Annotated in this window: 18 protein-coding genes; 10 read left to right on the top strand and 8 right to left on the bottom strand. The window is 68.1% G+C overall.

Going from position 1 to position 15,977, the window contains the following annotated elements:
* Window positions 1–30: 30 nt before the first annotated feature.
* Window positions 31–1,281 carry a phosphoglycerate dehydrogenase gene (serA, locus tag OP497_RS05820; RefSeq protein ID WP_280547154.1) on the bottom strand — a complete coding sequence of 417 codons (1,251 nt, stop codon included), beginning with the start codon at window positions 1,279–1,281 and terminating at the stop codon, window positions 31–33.
* A gap of 271 nt (window positions 1,282–1,552) precedes the next feature.
* Between serA and OP497_RS05815 the strand changes: the two genes are divergently transcribed.
* The 4 genes from OP497_RS05815 to djlA are packed head-to-tail and all read left to right on the top strand — an operon-like array spanning window position 1,553 to window position 5,424.
* Complete coding sequence (locus tag OP497_RS05815) at window positions 1,553–1,837, top strand: exodeoxyribonuclease VII small subunit (RefSeq protein ID WP_280547153.1); 285 nt, start codon at window positions 1,553–1,555, stop codon at window positions 1,835–1,837.
* Window positions 1,824–2,711 carry a farnesyl diphosphate synthase gene (locus OP497_RS05810; protein ID WP_280547152.1) on the top strand — a complete coding sequence of 296 codons (888 nt, stop codon included), beginning with the start codon at window positions 1,824–1,826 and terminating at the stop codon, window positions 2,709–2,711. Before OP497_RS05815 ends, OP497_RS05810 begins: the two co-directional genes overlap by 14 nt.
* 15 nt (window positions 2,712–2,726) lie before the next feature.
* Complete coding sequence (gene dxs / locus OP497_RS05805; protein ID WP_280547150.1) at window positions 2,727–4,637, top strand: 1-deoxy-D-xylulose-5-phosphate synthase; 1,911 nt, start codon at window positions 2,727–2,729, stop codon at window positions 4,635–4,637.
* Window positions 4,638–4,665: 28 nt separating this feature from the next.
* Window positions 4,666–5,424 (top strand): co-chaperone DjlA, encoded by a 759-nt coding sequence (gene djlA / locus OP497_RS05800; protein WP_280547149.1) that lies wholly within the window; start codon window positions 4,666–4,668, stop codon window positions 5,422–5,424.
* A 6-nt stretch (window positions 5,425–5,430) separates the two neighbouring features.
* Here the strand turns inward: djlA and OP497_RS05795 are convergent, their stop codons facing one another.
* On the bottom strand, window positions 5,431–6,102 hold the full coding sequence (locus OP497_RS05795) for a hemolysin III family protein (RefSeq protein ID WP_280547148.1): 672 nt from the start codon (window positions 6,100–6,102) through the stop codon (window positions 5,431–5,433).
* A 49-nt stretch (window positions 6,103–6,151) separates the two neighbouring features.
* Entirely contained in the window at window positions 6,152–6,787 is a 636-nt protein-coding gene (gene ribA, locus OP497_RS05790; RefSeq protein WP_280547146.1) for a GTP cyclohydrolase II, read from the bottom strand.
* Window positions 6,788–6,941: 154 nt separating this feature from the next.
* Between ribA and hemE the strand changes: the two genes are divergently transcribed.
* Together hemE and OP497_RS05780 are read left to right on the top strand one after the other, a co-directional pair.
* Window positions 6,942–8,018, top strand: coding sequence for a uroporphyrinogen decarboxylase (gene hemE, locus OP497_RS05785; RefSeq protein ID WP_280547145.1), 1,077 nt, complete (start codon window positions 6,942–6,944; stop codon window positions 8,016–8,018).
* Entirely contained in the window at window positions 8,011–8,418 is a 408-nt protein-coding gene (locus tag OP497_RS05780; protein ID WP_280547144.1) for a VanZ family protein, read from the top strand. The genes hemE and OP497_RS05780 overlap by 8 nt, the downstream gene beginning before the upstream one ends.
* Here OP497_RS05780 and OP497_RS05775 read toward each other — a convergent pair.
* Complete coding sequence (locus OP497_RS05775; protein WP_280547143.1) at window positions 8,415–8,918, bottom strand: hypothetical protein; 504 nt, start codon at window positions 8,916–8,918, stop codon at window positions 8,415–8,417. The two genes, OP497_RS05780 and OP497_RS05775, sit on opposite strands and share 4 nt — an antisense overlap.
* Window positions 8,919–9,132: 214 nt before the next feature.
* Between OP497_RS05775 and OP497_RS05770 the strand changes: the two genes are divergently transcribed.
* Window positions 9,133–9,561: a host attachment protein gene (locus OP497_RS05770; protein WP_280547141.1), complete on the top strand. Its 429-nt coding sequence runs from the start codon at window positions 9,133–9,135 to the stop codon at window positions 9,559–9,561.
* A gap of 53 nt (window positions 9,562–9,614) precedes the next feature.
* Here the strand turns inward: OP497_RS05770 and OP497_RS05765 are convergent, their stop codons facing one another.
* Entirely contained in the window at window positions 9,615–10,541 is a 927-nt protein-coding gene (locus OP497_RS05765) for a LysR family transcriptional regulator (RefSeq protein ID WP_280547139.1), read from the bottom strand.
* Between the two features lie 156 nt (window positions 10,542–10,697).
* Here OP497_RS05765 and OP497_RS05760 point away from each other — a divergent pair, with 156 nt between their 5' ends.
* Window positions 10,698–11,474, top strand: a complete 777-nt coding sequence (locus tag OP497_RS05760) for a ferredoxin--NADP reductase (protein ID WP_280547137.1) — start codon at window positions 10,698–10,700, stop codon at window positions 11,472–11,474.
* Between the two features lie 173 nt (window positions 11,475–11,647).
* On the opposite strand, the gene glnK is transcribed toward OP497_RS05760, so the two are convergent.
* From glnK to OP497_RS05745, 3 genes are all read right to left on the bottom strand, one after another.
* Window positions 11,648–11,986, bottom strand: coding sequence for a P-II family nitrogen regulator (gene glnK, locus OP497_RS05755; RefSeq protein ID WP_151442144.1), 339 nt, complete (start codon window positions 11,984–11,986; stop codon window positions 11,648–11,650).
* 153 nt (window positions 11,987–12,139) lie between these two features.
* Complete coding sequence (locus OP497_RS05750; protein ID WP_280547135.1) at window positions 12,140–13,390, bottom strand: ammonium transporter; 1,251 nt, start codon at window positions 13,388–13,390, stop codon at window positions 12,140–12,142.
* A gap of 39 nt (window positions 13,391–13,429) precedes the next feature.
* Window positions 13,430–13,768, bottom strand: a complete 339-nt coding sequence (locus OP497_RS05745) for a P-II family nitrogen regulator (protein WP_280547134.1) — start codon at window positions 13,766–13,768, stop codon at window positions 13,430–13,432.
* A gap of 291 nt (window positions 13,769–14,059) precedes the next feature.
* Here OP497_RS05745 and OP497_RS05740 point away from each other — a divergent pair, with 291 nt between their 5' ends.
* Both OP497_RS05740 and OP497_RS05735 read left to right on the top strand, forming a co-directional pair.
* Window positions 14,060–14,401 carry an accessory factor UbiK family protein gene (locus tag OP497_RS05740; RefSeq protein WP_280547132.1) on the top strand — a complete coding sequence of 114 codons (342 nt, stop codon included), beginning with the start codon at window positions 14,060–14,062 and terminating at the stop codon, window positions 14,399–14,401.
* 73 nt (window positions 14,402–14,474) lie between these two features.
* Window positions 14,475–15,977 carry a YifB family Mg chelatase-like AAA ATPase gene (locus tag OP497_RS05735; RefSeq protein ID WP_280547130.1) on the top strand — a complete coding sequence of 501 codons (1,503 nt, stop codon included), beginning with the start codon at window positions 14,475–14,477 and terminating at the stop codon, window positions 15,975–15,977.

Here is a 15,977-nt window from a genome sequence, read left to right as displayed (position 1 = left end):
CGGCTCCGGTCTGCCGGGAGGGAACGGGGCTCAGTCGGCGTAGTTGCTCTCGGAGTAGAGCACCCGTACGCGCAGGGTGTGCTTCACCTGGCGCAGGGCCTCCAGTGCCCGCGAGCCGTAGGCCTTGTCCACGTCGATGACCACGTAGCCAATGTGCTCGTTGGTCTGCAGGTACTGGCCGAGGATGTTGATGTCGTTCTCGGAGAGCACGCGGTTGATCTCGGAGAGAACCCCGGGCACGTTCTCGTGGATGTGCAGCAGGCGGTGCTTGCCCGGGTGGGCCGGCAGGGCCACCTCGGGGAAGTTGACCGAGCTGACGGTGGTGCCGTTGTCGGAGTAGGTGACAAGCTTCTCGGAGACCTCGATGCCGATGTTCTCCTGGGCCTCGAGGGTGGAACCGCCGATGTGCGGGGTGAGGATGACGTTGGCCAGGCCACGCAGCGGGCTCTCGAACTCTTCTTCGTTACCCTTGGGCTCCACCGGGAAGACGTCGATGGCGGTGCCGTTGAGGCGGCCGGCCTTCAGCGCCTCGGCCAGGGCCTCGATCACCACCACGCTGCCGCGGGAGGCATTGATCAGGATGCCACCCGGCTTCATCAGGGCGATCTCGGCCTCGCCGATCATCCAGCGGGTGGAGGGCAGGTCCGGCACGTGCAGGCTGACCACATCGGCGCGGGCCAGCAGCTCCTCGAGGCTGGCCACCTGGCGGGCATTGCCCATCGCCAGCTTGGTCACCACGTCGTAGTAGATGACGTCGAAGCCCAGCGACTCGGCGAGCACCGAGAGCTGTGAGCCGATGCTGCCGTAGCCGATGATGCCCAGCGTCTTGCCGCGCGCCTCATGGGCGTTCTTCGCCGACTTCAGCCAGCCACCCTGGTGGGCGCGGGCGCTCTTCTCGGGGATGCCGCGCAGCAACATGATCGCCTCGGCCAGCACCAGCTCGGCCACCGAGCGGGTGTTGGAGAAGGGCGCGTTGAAGACAGGGATGCCGCGTACCAGAGCGGCATCGAGGTCCACCTGGTTGGTCCCGATGCAGAAGCAGCCCACCGCCACCAGCTTTTCGGCCGCGCTGAAGACGCGCTCGTTGAGCTGGGTACGCGAGCGGATGCCGACGAAGTGGACGTCGCGGATCTTCTCGATCAGCGTCGCCTCGTCCAGCGAGGTCGGCAGGTGCTCGATATTGGTGTAACCGGCATTGAGTAGGTTGTCCACCGCGCTCTGGTGGACGCCCTCGAGCAGCAGGATCTTGATCTTGCTCTTGTCCAGGGACGTTTTGGCCATGGTCGATTCAACCCCTTCGTCGGCGCGCGCCGCATGCATGTGTCATGAAGATGCTGAAGAGCCTGGGGCCCGCCGGAGACGCTTCGCCCGGGGCAAGGGCAGGCTCGAAACAGGGCCGATAGCTTATCACAGCCGGCATGAGCGAGGATGAAAATGCTGAGCGCCATGGATGAATGGCATGCAAGTTGCCCGGAGCCGGCCGGGGCAGACGACCCCCCCGGGGGAGCGTGTATACTGTCCGCCTATGAACCAGCCACCAGCGAGAGAGGCGATGGCGGAACAGCACAGCCAAGGCAGCGGCGACGAGCCGGCACCGGCCGACTTCGCCGCCACCGTCGAGCGCCTCGAGCAGCTCGTCGAGCGACTGGAGTCCGGCGAGCTGTCCCTGGAGGGGTCGTTGGCCGCCTTCGAGCAGGGCGTGCGCCTGACCCGCGACGCCCAGCGTCGGCTCGACGAGGCGGAGCTGAGGGTGCGCACCCTGACCGAGGGCGAGGCCGGCGGCGTTGACCTGCAACCCTTCGATGCGCCTGCCGCGGAGGACGATGGTGAGCGCTGATCCCCTGGCCGGCCGCCTGGCCGCGGATCGTGCCCGGGTCGACGCCCGTCTCGAGGCGCTCTTCACGGCGCGCACGCCCCCCTCGCCGCGCCTCGAGGCGGCCATGCGCCACGGACTGCTGGTGGGCGGCAAGCGGCTGAGGCCGGTGCTGGTCTATGCGGCCGGTCGCTCCCTGGGCGCCGCGGACGACGACCTGGATGCCCCGGCCATGGCGTTGGAGCTGGTCCACGCCTATTCGCTGGTCCACGACGACCTGCCGGCCATGGACGACGATGACCTGCGCCGTGGCCAGCCCACGGTGCATCGGGCCTATGACGAGGCCACGGCGATACTCGCCGGTGACGCCCTCCAGGCCCTGGCTTTCGAGGTGCTGGCGCGGGCCGCTCACCCCCGGCTACCGGCACTGGTCACCGGCCTGGCCGGAGCCGCCGGGCGCGACGGCATGGTGGCCGGCCAGGCGCTGGACCTCGCCGCCGTCGGCGGGCACCCGGATACCGCGGCGCTGGCGGCCATGCATGGCCACAAGACCGGTGCGCTGATCCGCGCCGCGGTGCGCCTCGGCGGGCTGGTCGCCGTCGACGAGGCCGACCCGCGGCTGGCTGCCTTGCACGCCTATGCCGAGGCCATCGGCCTGGCCTTCCAGATCCACGACGATATTCTCGACGTGACCGGCGACACCGCCACCCTGGGTAAGACCTCCGGGGCCGATGCCGCCCGGGCCAAGCCCACCTACCCGAGCCTGCTGGGGATCGCGGGCGCCCGCCGCCGGGCCGATGCGCTGGTCGAGACGGCCGTGGCGGCCCTGGCGCCGCTGGGCGAGGCCGCCACCCCCCTGGCCGACCTGGCCCGCTACATGATCGAGCGTGACCATTGACACTACAGGGCCCTCATGAAGCTGTTCGATGACATCCCCGTCGAGCGTCCGGCCACGCCGCTGCTCGATACCCTGGATACCCCGGCCGGGCTGCGCGCCATGAATGCCGGTCAGCTGGCCCAGGTGGCCGACGAGCTGCGCGCCTACCTGCTCTACAGCGTGGGCGTCTCCGGCGGCCATTTCGGCGCCGGCCTGGGCGTGGTGGAACTCACCGTGGCCCTGCATCAGGCGCTGGAGACCCCCTATGATCGCCTGGTCTGGGACGTGGGCCACCAGGCCTATCCCCACAAGATCCTCACCGGGCGCCGCGAGGCGATGACCGGCATCCGCCAGTACGGCGGCCTTGCCGCCTTCCCGCGGCGGGCCGAGTCGGAGTACGACACCTTCGGCGTGGGCCATTCGAGCACCTCGCTCTCGGCGGCCCTGGGCATGGCCCTGGCCGCCCGCACCCGCGGCGAGAAGCGCCGGGTCTGCGCGGTGATCGGCGATGGCGCCCTGACCGCCGGGATGGCCTTCGAGGCCCTGGCCCATGCCGGCCATGTGGACGCCAACCTGCTGGTGGTGCTCAACGACAACGAGATGTCGATCTCCGAGAACGTCGGCGGCATGGCCAGCTACCTGGCACGCATCCTCACCAGCAAGCCCTACACCAGCATGCGCGAGGGCGGCAAGCGGGTGCTCTCCCATCTGCCCGGGGCCCTGGAGCTGGCGCGGCGCACCGAGGAGCATATGAAGGGCATGATCAGCCCGGCTACGCTCTTCGAGGAACTGGGCTTCAACTACATCGGGCCCATCGACGGCCACGACCTGCCGCTGCTGGTGCAGACCCTGCGCAACATGCGCGACCTGGAGGGACCCCAGTTCCTCCATGTGAAGACCTGCAAGGGCAAGGGCTTCCTGCCCGCCGAAGCCGACCCCATCGGCTACCATGCCATCACCAAGCTGGAGAAGAACGGCGACACGCCGCCACCGCTCAAGCCGGCCCGTCCGCCAGTCAGCCGCAAGCAGAAGTACTGCCGTGTGTTCGGCGACTGGCTGTGCGACATGGCCGCGGTGGACGAGCGGCTGGTCGGCATCACCCCCGCCATGCGCGAGGGTTCCGACCTGGTGCGCTTCTCGAAGGAGTACCCGGAGCGCTACTTCGATGTGGCCATCGCAGAGCAGCATGCGGTGACCCTGGCCGCGGGCCTGGCCTGCGAGGCCATGAAGCCGGTGGTGGCGATCTATTCCACCTTCCTGCAGCGCGGCTATGACCAGCTGATCCACGACGTGGCGGTGCAGGCGCTTGATGTCACCTTCGCCATCGATCGCGCCGGCCTGGTGGGCGAGGACGGCCCCACCCACCACGGCAGCCTGGATCTCTCCTACCTGCGCTGCGTGCCGGGGCTGGTGGTGCTGGCCCCCGCCGACGAGGCCGAATGCCGGGCGATGCTCAGTGCCGCCTACCACCATCCCGGTCCAGCCGCAGTGCGCTACCCGCGCGGCACCGGCTCGGGCGTCGCGACGCCCGACCATCTCGAGCCTCTCGAGATTGGCCGAGCCGAGTGGCGGCGGCGCGGCAGTGGGGACGCGGTGCGGGTGGCCCTGCTGGCCTTCGGCAGCCTCAACGGCCCGGCGGCGGAGGTGGCCGAGCGCCTCGACGCCAGCCATCTCAACATGCGCTCGATCAAGCCGCTGGACCGTGACGCCGTGCTGGCCGCGGCCGACGAGCACGACCTGCTGGTGACCCTGGAGGAGAACGTGGTCGCCGGCGGTGCCGGCAGTGCGGTCAACGAGCTGTTGGTGGCCGAGGGGGTGCAGGTGGAAGTGCTCAACCTTGGGCTGCCCGACGCCTTCGTCGAACACGGCAAGCCCGCCGAACTACTCGCCGAGTGCGGCCTGGACGCAGACGGCATCGAGGCCTCGATCCGCGCCCGGCTGCCCTGACCCTTCACGTTTCTCTCACGAGGTTGCGATGCTGTTCCTGATACTGATCGGTGCCCTGCTGGGGCTGGCCATCGGCGGCCCCATCGGCCTGTTGGTGGGCGGCGCCCTGGGCTATTGGCTGGGCAGACGCCTGCGTCATCGCCTGCTGAACAAGCTGGTTGGCGTCCAGTCACAGTTCCTAGAATCGACCTTCGCCGTCATGGGGTGCCTGTGCAAGGCCGATGGCCAGGTCTCCGAGGACGAGCTGGAAACCTCCCGGCAGCTGTGGGAACGGCTGCGGCTCAGCGAGGTCCAGCGCGCGCAGGCCCGCGCTGACTTTACCCGCGGCAAGGGCGACGACTTCGACCTGGACGCTGAGCTCGCCAGGGTTCGCCGCATTGCGGCACACCAGCCCGCGCTGCGTCAGGTCTTCCTGCAGGTGCAGCTGGCCGCGGTCGCCGCCGATGGCGAGCTGCACCCTGCCGAGCACGAGATGCTGATGCGGGTGGTGCGGGGCCTGGGCTGTTCCGAGGCCGAGATTGCCCAGGTCGAGGCGATGCTGCGCGGTGGCCCTCGGGGGGAGGACGAACAGGGCCCGTCGCTGGAGGATGCCTACCGGGTGCTGGGCGTCGACCAGGACGCCAGCGACGCCGAGATCAAGAAGGCCTACCGCCGCCTGATGAGCGAGAATCATCCTGACAAGCTTGCCGCCAAGGGCCTGCCCGAGAGCATGCGCGAGGTCGCCAAGGAGCGTACCAGCGAGATCGGCAGCGCCTACGAACGCATCCGCAAGGCCCGCGCCGCCTGACGATGCTCAGGCGGCGAAGGGCAGCACCGCGGTGTAGACCGCGAAGTAGTGGCAGGTGCTGCCGCCCATCACGAACAGGTGCCAGATCGCGTGGTTGTAGGGGATGGCGCTGATGGCATAGAAGGCCACGCCCAGGGTGTAGGTGACGCCGCCGGCGACCAGCAGGGCGAGGCTGGTATCGGACAGGCGGGCCGCCAGTTCGTCGCCGGCGAAGACGATCAGCCAGCCCATCAGCAGGTAGATGGCGACCCGCAGCGTGGCGAAACGGTGGGGCCAGGCCAGCTTGCAGGCGATGCCGGCCAGCGCCAGGGACCAGACGGTGGCGAACAGTGTCCAGCCCGTGGGGCCGCGCAGGTTGACCAGCAGGAAGGGCGTGTAGGTGCCGGCGATCAGCAGGTAGATCGCGCAGTGGTCGAGCAACTGGAACAGGCCCTTCAGGCGCGGGTGGCGGACCCCATGGTAGAGGGTAGAGGCGGCGTAGAGCAGCACCAGGCTGACGCCATAGCAGCCGATGCCGACGAGCTTCCAGGGGTCGACCCGGGCAGTCAGGCTGGCCAGCACGAGCAGCACCACGACCCCCGCGAGGCTGAGCGCCGCGCCGATGCCATGGCTGATACTGTGAAGGAGTTCCTCGAGGCTACTGAAGGGCGTCTCGTCGTCGCGGGTGGGATGCGTCATCGGGGGAGCCTCCTGCCGAGGAGCCAGACCGATGCCGGGGTCCGGTGGCTCAGGGCTTGCGTTCGATATCCACATCGCTTGCCTGGGTGAAGTCGCCCAGCGCCATCATGTGGCCCAGTTTGCCGGCCTTGGTGGTGAGGTACTGCTCGTTATGCGGGTTTAGACCGGTGGTCAGCGGGACGCGTTCCACCACCACCACGCCGGCCTGGGTCAGGGCGTCGACCTTGCGGGGGTTGTTGGTCATCAGGCGCAGCGCCTTGACCCCCAGGTGATCGAGCATCGGCACGCAGAGGTCATAGCGGCGCAGGTCGGCGGCGAAGCCCAGCTGCTCGTTGGCTTCCACGGTGTCGGCGCCGGCATCCTGGAGGTGATAGGCGCGGATCTTGTTGAGCAGGCCGATGCCGCGGCCTTCCTGACGCAGGTACAGCAGCACGCCCCGCCCTGCCTCGGCGATGCGCTTGAGCGCTTCCTGCAGCTGGAAGCCACAGTCGCAGCGCATGGAGAAGAGGGCATCGCCGGTCAGGCACTCGGAGTGGACCCGTCCCAGCACCGCTTCGCCATCGGCCACGTCACCCAGGGTCAGGGCGATGTGATCCTTGCCGGTGGCATCATCCTCGAAGCCGTGCATGGTGAAGGTGGCCCAGGGGGTGGGCAGCCGGGAGGCGGCGATGAATCGAATCGTCACGATGTACCTCGGTGGAAGACCACGGCGTTGTCGACGGGTGGAGGGCCATTCTATCAGGAAGGCCGGGCTGGCTCACCGTTGTGTCACGGGGCTCATCCCCGGGCCATTCGATGGGGTACAATGGCGCTCACATTTTCCGTGGACGAGCGAGCGCATGGAACTCAAGAACGACCGCTTTCTGCGCGCCCTGGCGCGTCAACCCGTCGACCGCACGCCGGTGTGGATGATGCGCCAGGCCGGCCGCTACCTGCCGGAGTATCGCGAGGTGCGTGGCCATGCCGGCAGCTTCATGGACCTGTGCCGCAACCAGGAGCTGGCCTGCGAGGTCACCCTGCAGCCGCTGGAGCGCTACCCCCTGGATGCGGCCATCCTCTTCTCGGACATCCTGACCATCCCCGATGCCATGGGGCTGGGGCTCTACTTCGAGACCGGCGAGGGCCCGAAATTCCGCAAGCCGGTACGCACTTCGGCCGAGGTGGAGGCCCTGCAGGCACCGGACGCCGAGCGAGACCTGGACTACGTGATGCGGGCGGTCGCGACCATCCGCCGCGAACTCAACGGCCGGATGCCGCTGATCGGCTTCTCCGGCAGCCCCTGGACGCTGGCCACCTACATGGTGGAGGGCGCCTCCAGCAAGGACTTCCGTCACGTCAAGACGATGCTCTATGACGCGCCCGACACCATGCACCGGCTGCTCGATACCCTGGCCCATGCGGTCACCGATTACCTCAACGCCCAGATCCGTGCCGGCGCCCAGGCGGTACAGATCTTCGACACCTGGGGCGGGGCGCTCTCCACGCCGGCCTACCTGGAGTTCTCGCTGCGCTACATGGAGCAGATCGTCGCCGGCCTGATCCGCGAGCACGAGGGGCGCCGGGTGCCGGTGATCCTGTTCACCAAGAACGGCGGCCAGTGGCTCGAGGACATCGCGGCGGCCGGTTCCGATGCCGTCGGCCTGGACTGGACGACCGAGCTCGCCGATGCCCGGGCGCGGGTCGGTCATCGCGTCGCCCTGCAGGGCAACCTCGACCCTCACGTGCTGTTTGCCCGCCCCTCGGCGATCCGAGCCGAGGTGGCGCGCACCCTCGACAGCTTCGGCCACGGGCCCGGGCATGTCTTCAACCTGGGGCACGGCATCAACCAGTTCACCGACCCGGACCATGTCACGGCCTTCATGGACGCCCTGCATGACCTGAGCCCGGCCTATCACCGCAACATCGCCCATGGCTGACTGGCTCTACCGGCTGGCCGCCGGGGAGGATAGGCGCTGGCGCCGCCGCTGGGCGCTGCTGGCCTGCCTGGCGGTGTTGGTGATCGCCTGGGGCAGCCTGGCGCCCAGCAGCGAGCTGCCCGAGACGCTGCCCTGGGACAAGGCCAGTCACTTCATCGGCTATGCCGGCCTGGCGGGCCTGATCGGGCTCGCCGGCGTCCGTCTGCCGCTGGCCTTCCTGGCCGCGCTGCTGCTGGGCATCGTCATCGAGTTTGCCCAGCTCCCGGTGCCCGGCCGCAGCGGCGGCGACGGAGCGGACATCCTGGCCAACGGCCTGGGCGCCGCCTCGGCGGCACTGGGGCTGCATGCCTTTCGTCGGGTCTGCCTGCGCCGTCCGCCTCGGGGCATGCCGCGCCACTAGAGGCGCGGCTCCCGGCTGGCGTCGGGCTCTGCCTGGCCGCCGGTCGCCAGGTCCAGGGTCGGCTCGCTGGCGGTGCGCTGGGGGCGGTGGCGTTCGGCAGGGCGCGTCACCCGGGCGCGGCCCAGCACGCTCTCCTCCTCGGGTGCGCTCCTGCTCGCCGCGCTGGTCCAGGCGGCCTCGTGGTCATGCACCGCCGGGCGCCGCTCCCAGGAGCGGGTGACCACGGCGCCGGGGGCGAAGCCGGGGCGCTGTGCGCCCAGGTGGTGGGGCAGCAGCCACAGCTCGGCCAGCAGGCGCAGGGCCACGGCGGCGAGCAGCCAGGTACCCCCGGCCAGGGCCAGGGTCGGCCAGGCGGAGGCCCAGTCGACGGGGGCGAGCCAGGGCGTGCGGGGAGCCAGCCACAGGGCCGCTCCGGCCAGCAGGCCGAGCTGCAGCAGCAGGTGGCAGGTCAGCAGGGTGGTGCGGGCCAGCGGCCGGCGAGGAAACAGGAACTGTCGCATCGGGGTCCTCCCGGGGAATGCACATCGTGGTGATGAGTCGCGCCGACGTCCTTGCCGGCCAGGGCAGGATGCTACCCCAGATCCCGCCGCCCTGCAGTCATTGCGTATCGCCAGGTTGACCAACGGGAGTGCGCTTGCCAATGTGGAACGAGAGGCGGAAGTGGCTGTCCCGTCGGGAGGACTTCCGCCAACTCACCAGCATCAAGGAGCGGCTATGACAACCTATATCGTGGTGGCTGATGCGGCGCGGGCTCGGCTGTTCACCCGCAATGGACTCAAGGTCAGCGAGAAGGACAGCCTCCTCCATGCCGAGGGTCGCATGCACGAGGGGGACCTGGTGACGGACAGCGGTGGCGATGTCCATGAGTCGACCTCGACGACGGCGCGCAGCGCCGGCGGGGAGAATGTCGCGACCCAGCACCACGAGGAGATCTTCGCCCGCGAGGTCGCCGAGCGGCTCTATCGCGCCCGTGTCGACAACACCATGGAGAAGCTGATCCTGGTCGCACCGCCGCGCTTCCTCGGCCAGTTACGGGAGAAGGTCGATGGCCCCACCGCCAAGCTGGTGATCCACACCCTGGCCAAGGATCTCACCAAGGCCTCCCTCGCCGATATCCAGGAGGCCGTCAGCGACCTCCGCTAGCCTCTCGCTGACGCCTTCCCCGCGGCCCGGCTCTGTCGCCGGGCCGCGTCGCGTCAGGGCACCTGGGGCAGAGCGATCTGGTCGCTGCGACGGATGCCTTCGGTCATCTGCCGACACAGCTTGAGGAACTCGCGCATGCCGGTGGCCAGGTACTTGTGGCGATGCCAGATGAAGGTGAACTGGCGACTCAGGTCCAGCTCCGGGGTGGCGATGGGCACCAGGCTGCCGCGGCGGAAGGCGTCGCGCAGGGCCAGTTTCGAGACGCAGCCGATGCCGAGCCCCGATTCCACCGCCCGCTTGATGCCCTCGGTATGCTCCAGTTCCAGCAGGATGTTGAAACGCCCGCGGCGGTGACGTGCCGCCTGCTCCAGGGTCAGCCGGGTGCCGGAGCCCTGCTCGCGCATGATCCAGGCCTCGCGCAGCAGACGGTCCAGCTCCACCGGACCCGCGGTGGCGAGCGGATGACGGGGCGAGCAGAACACCGCCAGCTCATCCTCCACCCAGGGCTGGGTGATCACGTCCTCCTCCTCGCACTGCCCCTCGATCAGCCCCAGGTCGAGCCCGTGCTGGCGAACGCTGTCGATGATGGTCCGGGTGTTGCGCACCGAGAGGCGCACCCGGCTGCCCGGATGGCGCTGCATGAAGTCGCTGATCAGCAGGGTGGCCAGGTAGTTGCCGATGGTCAGGGTGGCGCCCACGTCCAGGGTGCCGATGCCCTGCTGGCCACGCAGCAGCTCCTCCACCTCCTCGGCGCGGTCGAGCAAGGCCACCGCCTTGGGCAGCAGCTGGAAGCCCAGGGCATTGAGCTTCAGGCGCTTGCCGATGCGATCGAGCAGCCGGCAGTCGAACTGCCGCTCCAGCTCGGCGAGGGCGGTACTGGTCGCCGACTGAGAGAGCGCCAGGATGCGGGCCGCCCGGGAGACGCTCTCGTGCTGGGCGACGGTGACGAAGACTTCCAGCTGGCGCAGGGTGTAACGCATGACACTCCTCGGCGGTTTGATATCTAGAGCTGATATCTACAGTATAGATAAGTGTTATCCATACAATCCATTTAACAGATAATGCCTCGTCTCTTAGAATTGCACTCAAAGATTGGCTGTCTTATCTATTCGTTTATGGAATATCTAGGAGTCGGCATGAGCAAGTTTGCGCTTGAGGACGTTCTGAGTGTGCACCACTGGAACGATACCCTGTTCAGTTTCCGGACCACCCGCGAGCGCAGCCTACGCTTCAAGAACGGCCAGTTCGTGATGATCGGCCTCGAGGTGAACGGCAAGCCGCTGATGCGGGCCTACTCCATCGCCAGCCCCAACTACGAGGACCACCTGGAGTTCTTCAGCATCAAGGTGCCCGACGGTCCCCTGACCTCGCGCCTCCAGCACCTCAAGGTGGGGGACCAGATCATGGTCAGCCGCAAGCCCACCGGCACCCTGGTCACCGACGACCTGCTGCCGGGGCGCAACCTCTACCTGCTTTCCACCGGCACCGGCCTGGCGCCGTTCATGGGCCTGATCCAGGACCCGGAAGTCTACGAGCGCTTCGAGAAGGTGGTGCTGGTGCACGGTGTGCGCAACGTCAGCGAGCTGGCCTATGCCGACTTCATCCAGAAGGATCTGCCCGCCCACGAGTACCTCGGCGAAGAGATCAGCGAGAAGCTGGTCTACTACCCCACCGTGACCCGCGAGACCTTCCACACCATGGGGCGGCTGACCGATCATATCCGCAGCGGAAAGCTGGCCGAGGACACCGGCCTGCCGACCATCGATCCCAAGCAGGATCGCGCCATGATCTGCGGCAGCCCGGCGATGCTCGATGACACCAGCCACCTGCTTGACGAGCTCGGCTTCACCATCTCGCCGCGCATGGGCGAGCCCGGCGACTATGTCATCGAGCGGGCGTTCGTCGAGAAATAAGCTGGAAGCTTGAAGAGCGCCGCTACGCGGCTGGAAGCTGGAAGAGAAAACCCCGTGGCCTGGCCACGGGGTTTTTCAGTATGCGGTGGTGGATCGTACGCTGACCGACTTCGAGCTTCGAGCTTCGAGCTTCGAGCTTCGAGCTTCGAGCTTCGAGCTTCGAGCTTCGAGCTTTAGACCGCATCCTTTCCGGTCTCGCCGGTACGAATACGGAGCACCTGCTCCAGGGCGGTGACGAAGATCTTGCCATCGCCGATCTTGCCGGTATTCGCGACCTGGGTGATGGCATCGATCACCTTCTCGGCCATCTCGTCGTCCACGGCCACCTCGAGCTTCACCTTGGGCAGGAAGTCGACCACGTACTCGGCGCCGCGATAGAGCTCGGTGTGGCCCTTCTGGCGACCGAACCCCTTGACCTCGGTGACGGTGATGCCCTGGACACCGATCTCGGAGAGCGACTCCCGTACGTCGTCGAGCTTGAACGGCTTGATGATGGCGGTCACCAGTTTCATGGTCTTGATCCTCGTTGTGTCCGTTGGTCGGTGGCGCTGTCCGCCACCCCTGCTGCATTCATTGTGCCAGAGCATACACCCGCTGCGGGAGGAATAAAAAAGGCCCCCCGAAGGGGGCCAGAAGGAGCACGCCAGCTCACTCGGGGGCCTGCCTCACTTCTTGGAAGCACTGAACTCGGGGTAGGCTTCCAGGCCGCACTCGGTCAGGTCGACGCCTTCGTACTCTTCTTCCTCGGTGACCCGGATGCCCATCACGGCCTTGAGGATCAGCCAGACGATCAGGCTGGCCACGAACACCCAGGTGAAGATGCCGAGGATGCCGATGATCTGGGGGCCGAAGCCGGCCTCGGCGTTGGTAAACGGGACCGCCAGCACGCCCCAGATGCCCACCACGCCGTGGGCGGAGATGGCACCCACCGGGTCGTCCAGCTTGAGCTTGTCGAGGACGACGATCGAGCTGACGACCAGCAGGCCGCCCACGATACCGATCAGCACGGCACCCAGAGCGCTGGGTGACAGCGGGTCGGCAGTGATCGCCACCAGGCCGGCGATGGCACCGTTCAGGGCCATGGTCAGGTCGGCCTTGCGGAACCACAGCTTGGCCAGGATCAGGGCGGCGATCACGCCCCCGGCGGCGGCCGTGTTGGTGTTGACGAACACCTGGGCCACGTTGTTGGCGGAGGCGACGTCGGACATCTTCAGCTCGGAGCCGCCGTTGAAGCCGAACCAGCCCATCCACAGGATGAAGGTACCCAGGGTGGCCAGCGGCAAGTTGGCGCCGGGGATGGCGAAGATGCTGCCGTCCTTGCCGTACTTGCCCTTGCGCGGGCCGAGCACCAGTACGCCAGCCATAGCCGCGGCGGCACCGGCCAGGTGCACGATGCCAGAGCCAGCGTAGTCGGAGTAGCCGATCTCGGCCAGCCAGCCGCCGCCCCAGGTCCAGTAGCCGGACACCGGGTAGATGAAGCCGGTCATGACCACGGCGAAGGCCAGGAAGGCCCACAGCTTCATGCGCTCGGCCACGGCACCGGAGACGATGGACATGGCGGTGGCCACGAACACCACCTGGAAGAAGAAGTCCGAGCGCATCGAATAGTAGGGAGCGTCGTCACCGCCGGCCAGCACTGCATCGACGCCGTTCTCGCTACCGATCAGCATGCCGAGACTCGGCAGGACGCCGCCCGCGCCGCTGGAGTACATCAGGTAGTAGCCCACCAGCAGGTACATGGTGCAGGCGATGGCGAACAGCGCGATGTTCTTGGTGAGGATCTCGGCGGTGTTCTTGGAGCGTACCAGGCCCGCCTCGAGCATCGAGAAGCCGGCGGCCATCCACATCACCAGGACGCCGCAGATCAGGAAGTAGAAGGTATCGAGCGCGTAGCTCAGCTCCGGTAATTCGACCATGGGGTCTCTCCACGTCAGGAAGGGTAAGGGAGGCGTCGGTCAGACGGCATCGGCGCCGCGCTCACCGGTGCGGATGCGGATGACGTCCTCCAGCGGCGTGACGAAGACCTTGCCGTCGCCGATCTTGCCGCTGTTGGCCGCGCTGCAGATGGCATCGAGCACCGCCTCCAGCCGTGAATCGTCTACCGCGACCTCGACCTTCACCTTGGGCAGAAAGTCGACGACGTACTCTGCACCGCGATAGAGCTCGGTGTGGCCCTTCTGGCGCCCGAAGCCCTTGACCTCGGTGACGGTGATGCCCTGGACGCCGTTGTCGGCGAGTGACTCGCGCACGTCGTCGAGCTTGAACGGTTTGATGATGGCAGTAATCAGCTTCATCCCGGATCTCCCCTGCTGGATGTCGGCGGCCTGATGCCGTGCGATGGGTGGCTGTCCTGCTCAAGCGTAAACCGTGCCACATTACGGAATATGGTTTTTATATCAGTGAGATGAGGCGATGTGCGAAGCGGCTTCCCGGTGAGGTGAACCTCGCCGCCACCGCGGCTGCACTCTTGTGGTGCCTTGTCGTGGTACTCATGCCCCATAACAGGGCGCCGGCGGGGAATGCGCCGGGCGGGGGGCTTGCGTATCCTGTGGGCAGGCATCCCATCACGATTGAGGAGAGACACCATGGTGAGCCATGATCGTATCAGCCGCCTGGCCCAGCAGATCGGCGACCGCCTGCAGGGCGCTTCTCAGGCTCCGGAAGAGGTGCAGAAGGGCATTCAGCAGGTGGTGAAGGGCGCCTTCGATCGCCTGGAGCTGGTCTCGCGGGAGGATTTCGACATCCTGATGGACGTGATGCAGCGCACCCGGGCGCGGGTCGAGGCGCTGGAGACGCAGGTAGCGGCCCTTGAGGCGGCGCTGGACGGCAACGCCTCGCAGGAGGCGGCGCCTAGCGAGCCTCCGGCCGCGCTGCCGGAGGAGTCGAGCCCCGAGGAGGATGCCGGCGCCGGTGAGACCGAACGCTGATCCCCGGCCGGTGCCGGGCGCATCCGGCTGGCCTGGGCTAGCCTGAGGGTAGATAGGCTGCGAGGGATCGCCGATGACGCTGGCAATCATCCACACCCGGGCCGGCCTCGGGCTCGAGGCGCCCGAGGTGCTGGTCGAGGTGCACCTGGCCAATGGGTTGCCCGGCATGACCCTGGTGGGGCTGCCGGAAGCCGCCGTCAAGGAGAGCCGCGAGCGGGTGCGCAGTGCCTTGGTGAATGCCGGCTTCGACTTCCCGCTGAGGCGCATCACCCTCAACCTGGCGCCTGCCGACCTGCCCAAGGAGGGGGGCCGCTTCGACCTGCCCATCGCCCTGGGCCTGCTGGTGGCGTCTGGCCAGGTACCGCCCGAGGCGCTGGCGGATGTCGAGTGCGCCGGCGAGCTGGCCCTGGACGGCCGGCTGCGCCCGGTGACCGGCGTCCTGCCGCTGGCCATGGCGACGCGTCGCGCCGGTCGGCGACTGATCGTGCCGCGGGCCAATGCCGACGAGGCGGCCCTGGCCGGCGATCTCGAGGTGTTGCCGGCGGATCACCTGCTGGAGGTGGTGGCTCACCTGCTGGGTCAGACGCCCATCGCACCCCATCGGTCACCGAGTATCGTCCCGTCACTCGAGGCGGGCCCTGACCTGGCGGAGGTGCGTGGCCAGCATCAGGCACGGCGCGCCCTGGAGGTGGCCGCCGCCGGCGGGCACAACCTGTTGTTCGCCGGGCCGCCCGGCACCGGCAAGACCATGCTGGCCAGCCGCTTGCCGGGGATCCTGCCGCCGCTTTCCGAGTCGGAGGCCCTCGAGGTGGCGGCGATCCGCTCGGTCAGTGGGCGTTCGCATGCCGAACAGTGGGGTGTGCGCCCCTTCCGCGCCCCGCACCATACCGCCAGTGCCGTGGCCCTGGTGGGCGGTGGTTCGAAGCCGCGGCCCGGCGAGATTTCCCTGGCCCATCACGGGGTGCTGTTTCTCGACGAGCTGCCGGAGTTCTCGCGACACGTGCTGGAGGTGATGCGCGAGCCTATGGAGTCGGGACAGATCCATATCGCCCGGGCCAGCCACGAGCGCCGTTACCCGGCCGGCTTCCAGCTGGTGGCGGCCATGAATCCCTGCCCCTGCGGCCACCTGGGTGACCCTCGCCAGGCCTGCCACTGCACGGCCGCGCAGATCCAACGCTACCAGACGCGCCTGTCGGGGCCGCTGCTCGACCGCATCGACCTGCAGGTGGAAGTCCCGGCGCTCTCGCCGGAGAAGCTCACCTCCCGCGAAGCGGGGGAGTCCTCGGCGGTGGTGCGCGAGCGGGTGCTGGCGGCCCGGGCACGTCAGGCGGCTCGCGGCGCGCTGAATGCGCGGCTGGCCGGGCAGGCCCTGGAGGAGGCCTGCGCCCTGCAGGCGGCGGATCGCGCCTGGCTGGCCAGCGTGCTGGAGCGGCTCAAGCTGTCGGCCCGGGCCTACCACCGGGTCCTGCGGGTGGCCCTGACCCTCGCCGACCTGGCCGACGAGGCGCGTCCCGGGCGTGACCAACTGATCGAGGCGATCGGCTACCGCCAGCTCGATCGTCTGCTCAAGGGCTGA

Origin of the sequence: Halomonas sp. 11-S5, from assembly GCF_029889825.1 — a bacterium.
Taxonomy (GTDB): Bacteria; Pseudomonadota; Gammaproteobacteria; order Pseudomonadales; family Halomonadaceae; genus Halomonas.
The sequence above is the reverse complement of the archived record's forward strand: the minus strand, read 5'-3'. Positions and strand labels throughout refer to the sequence as shown.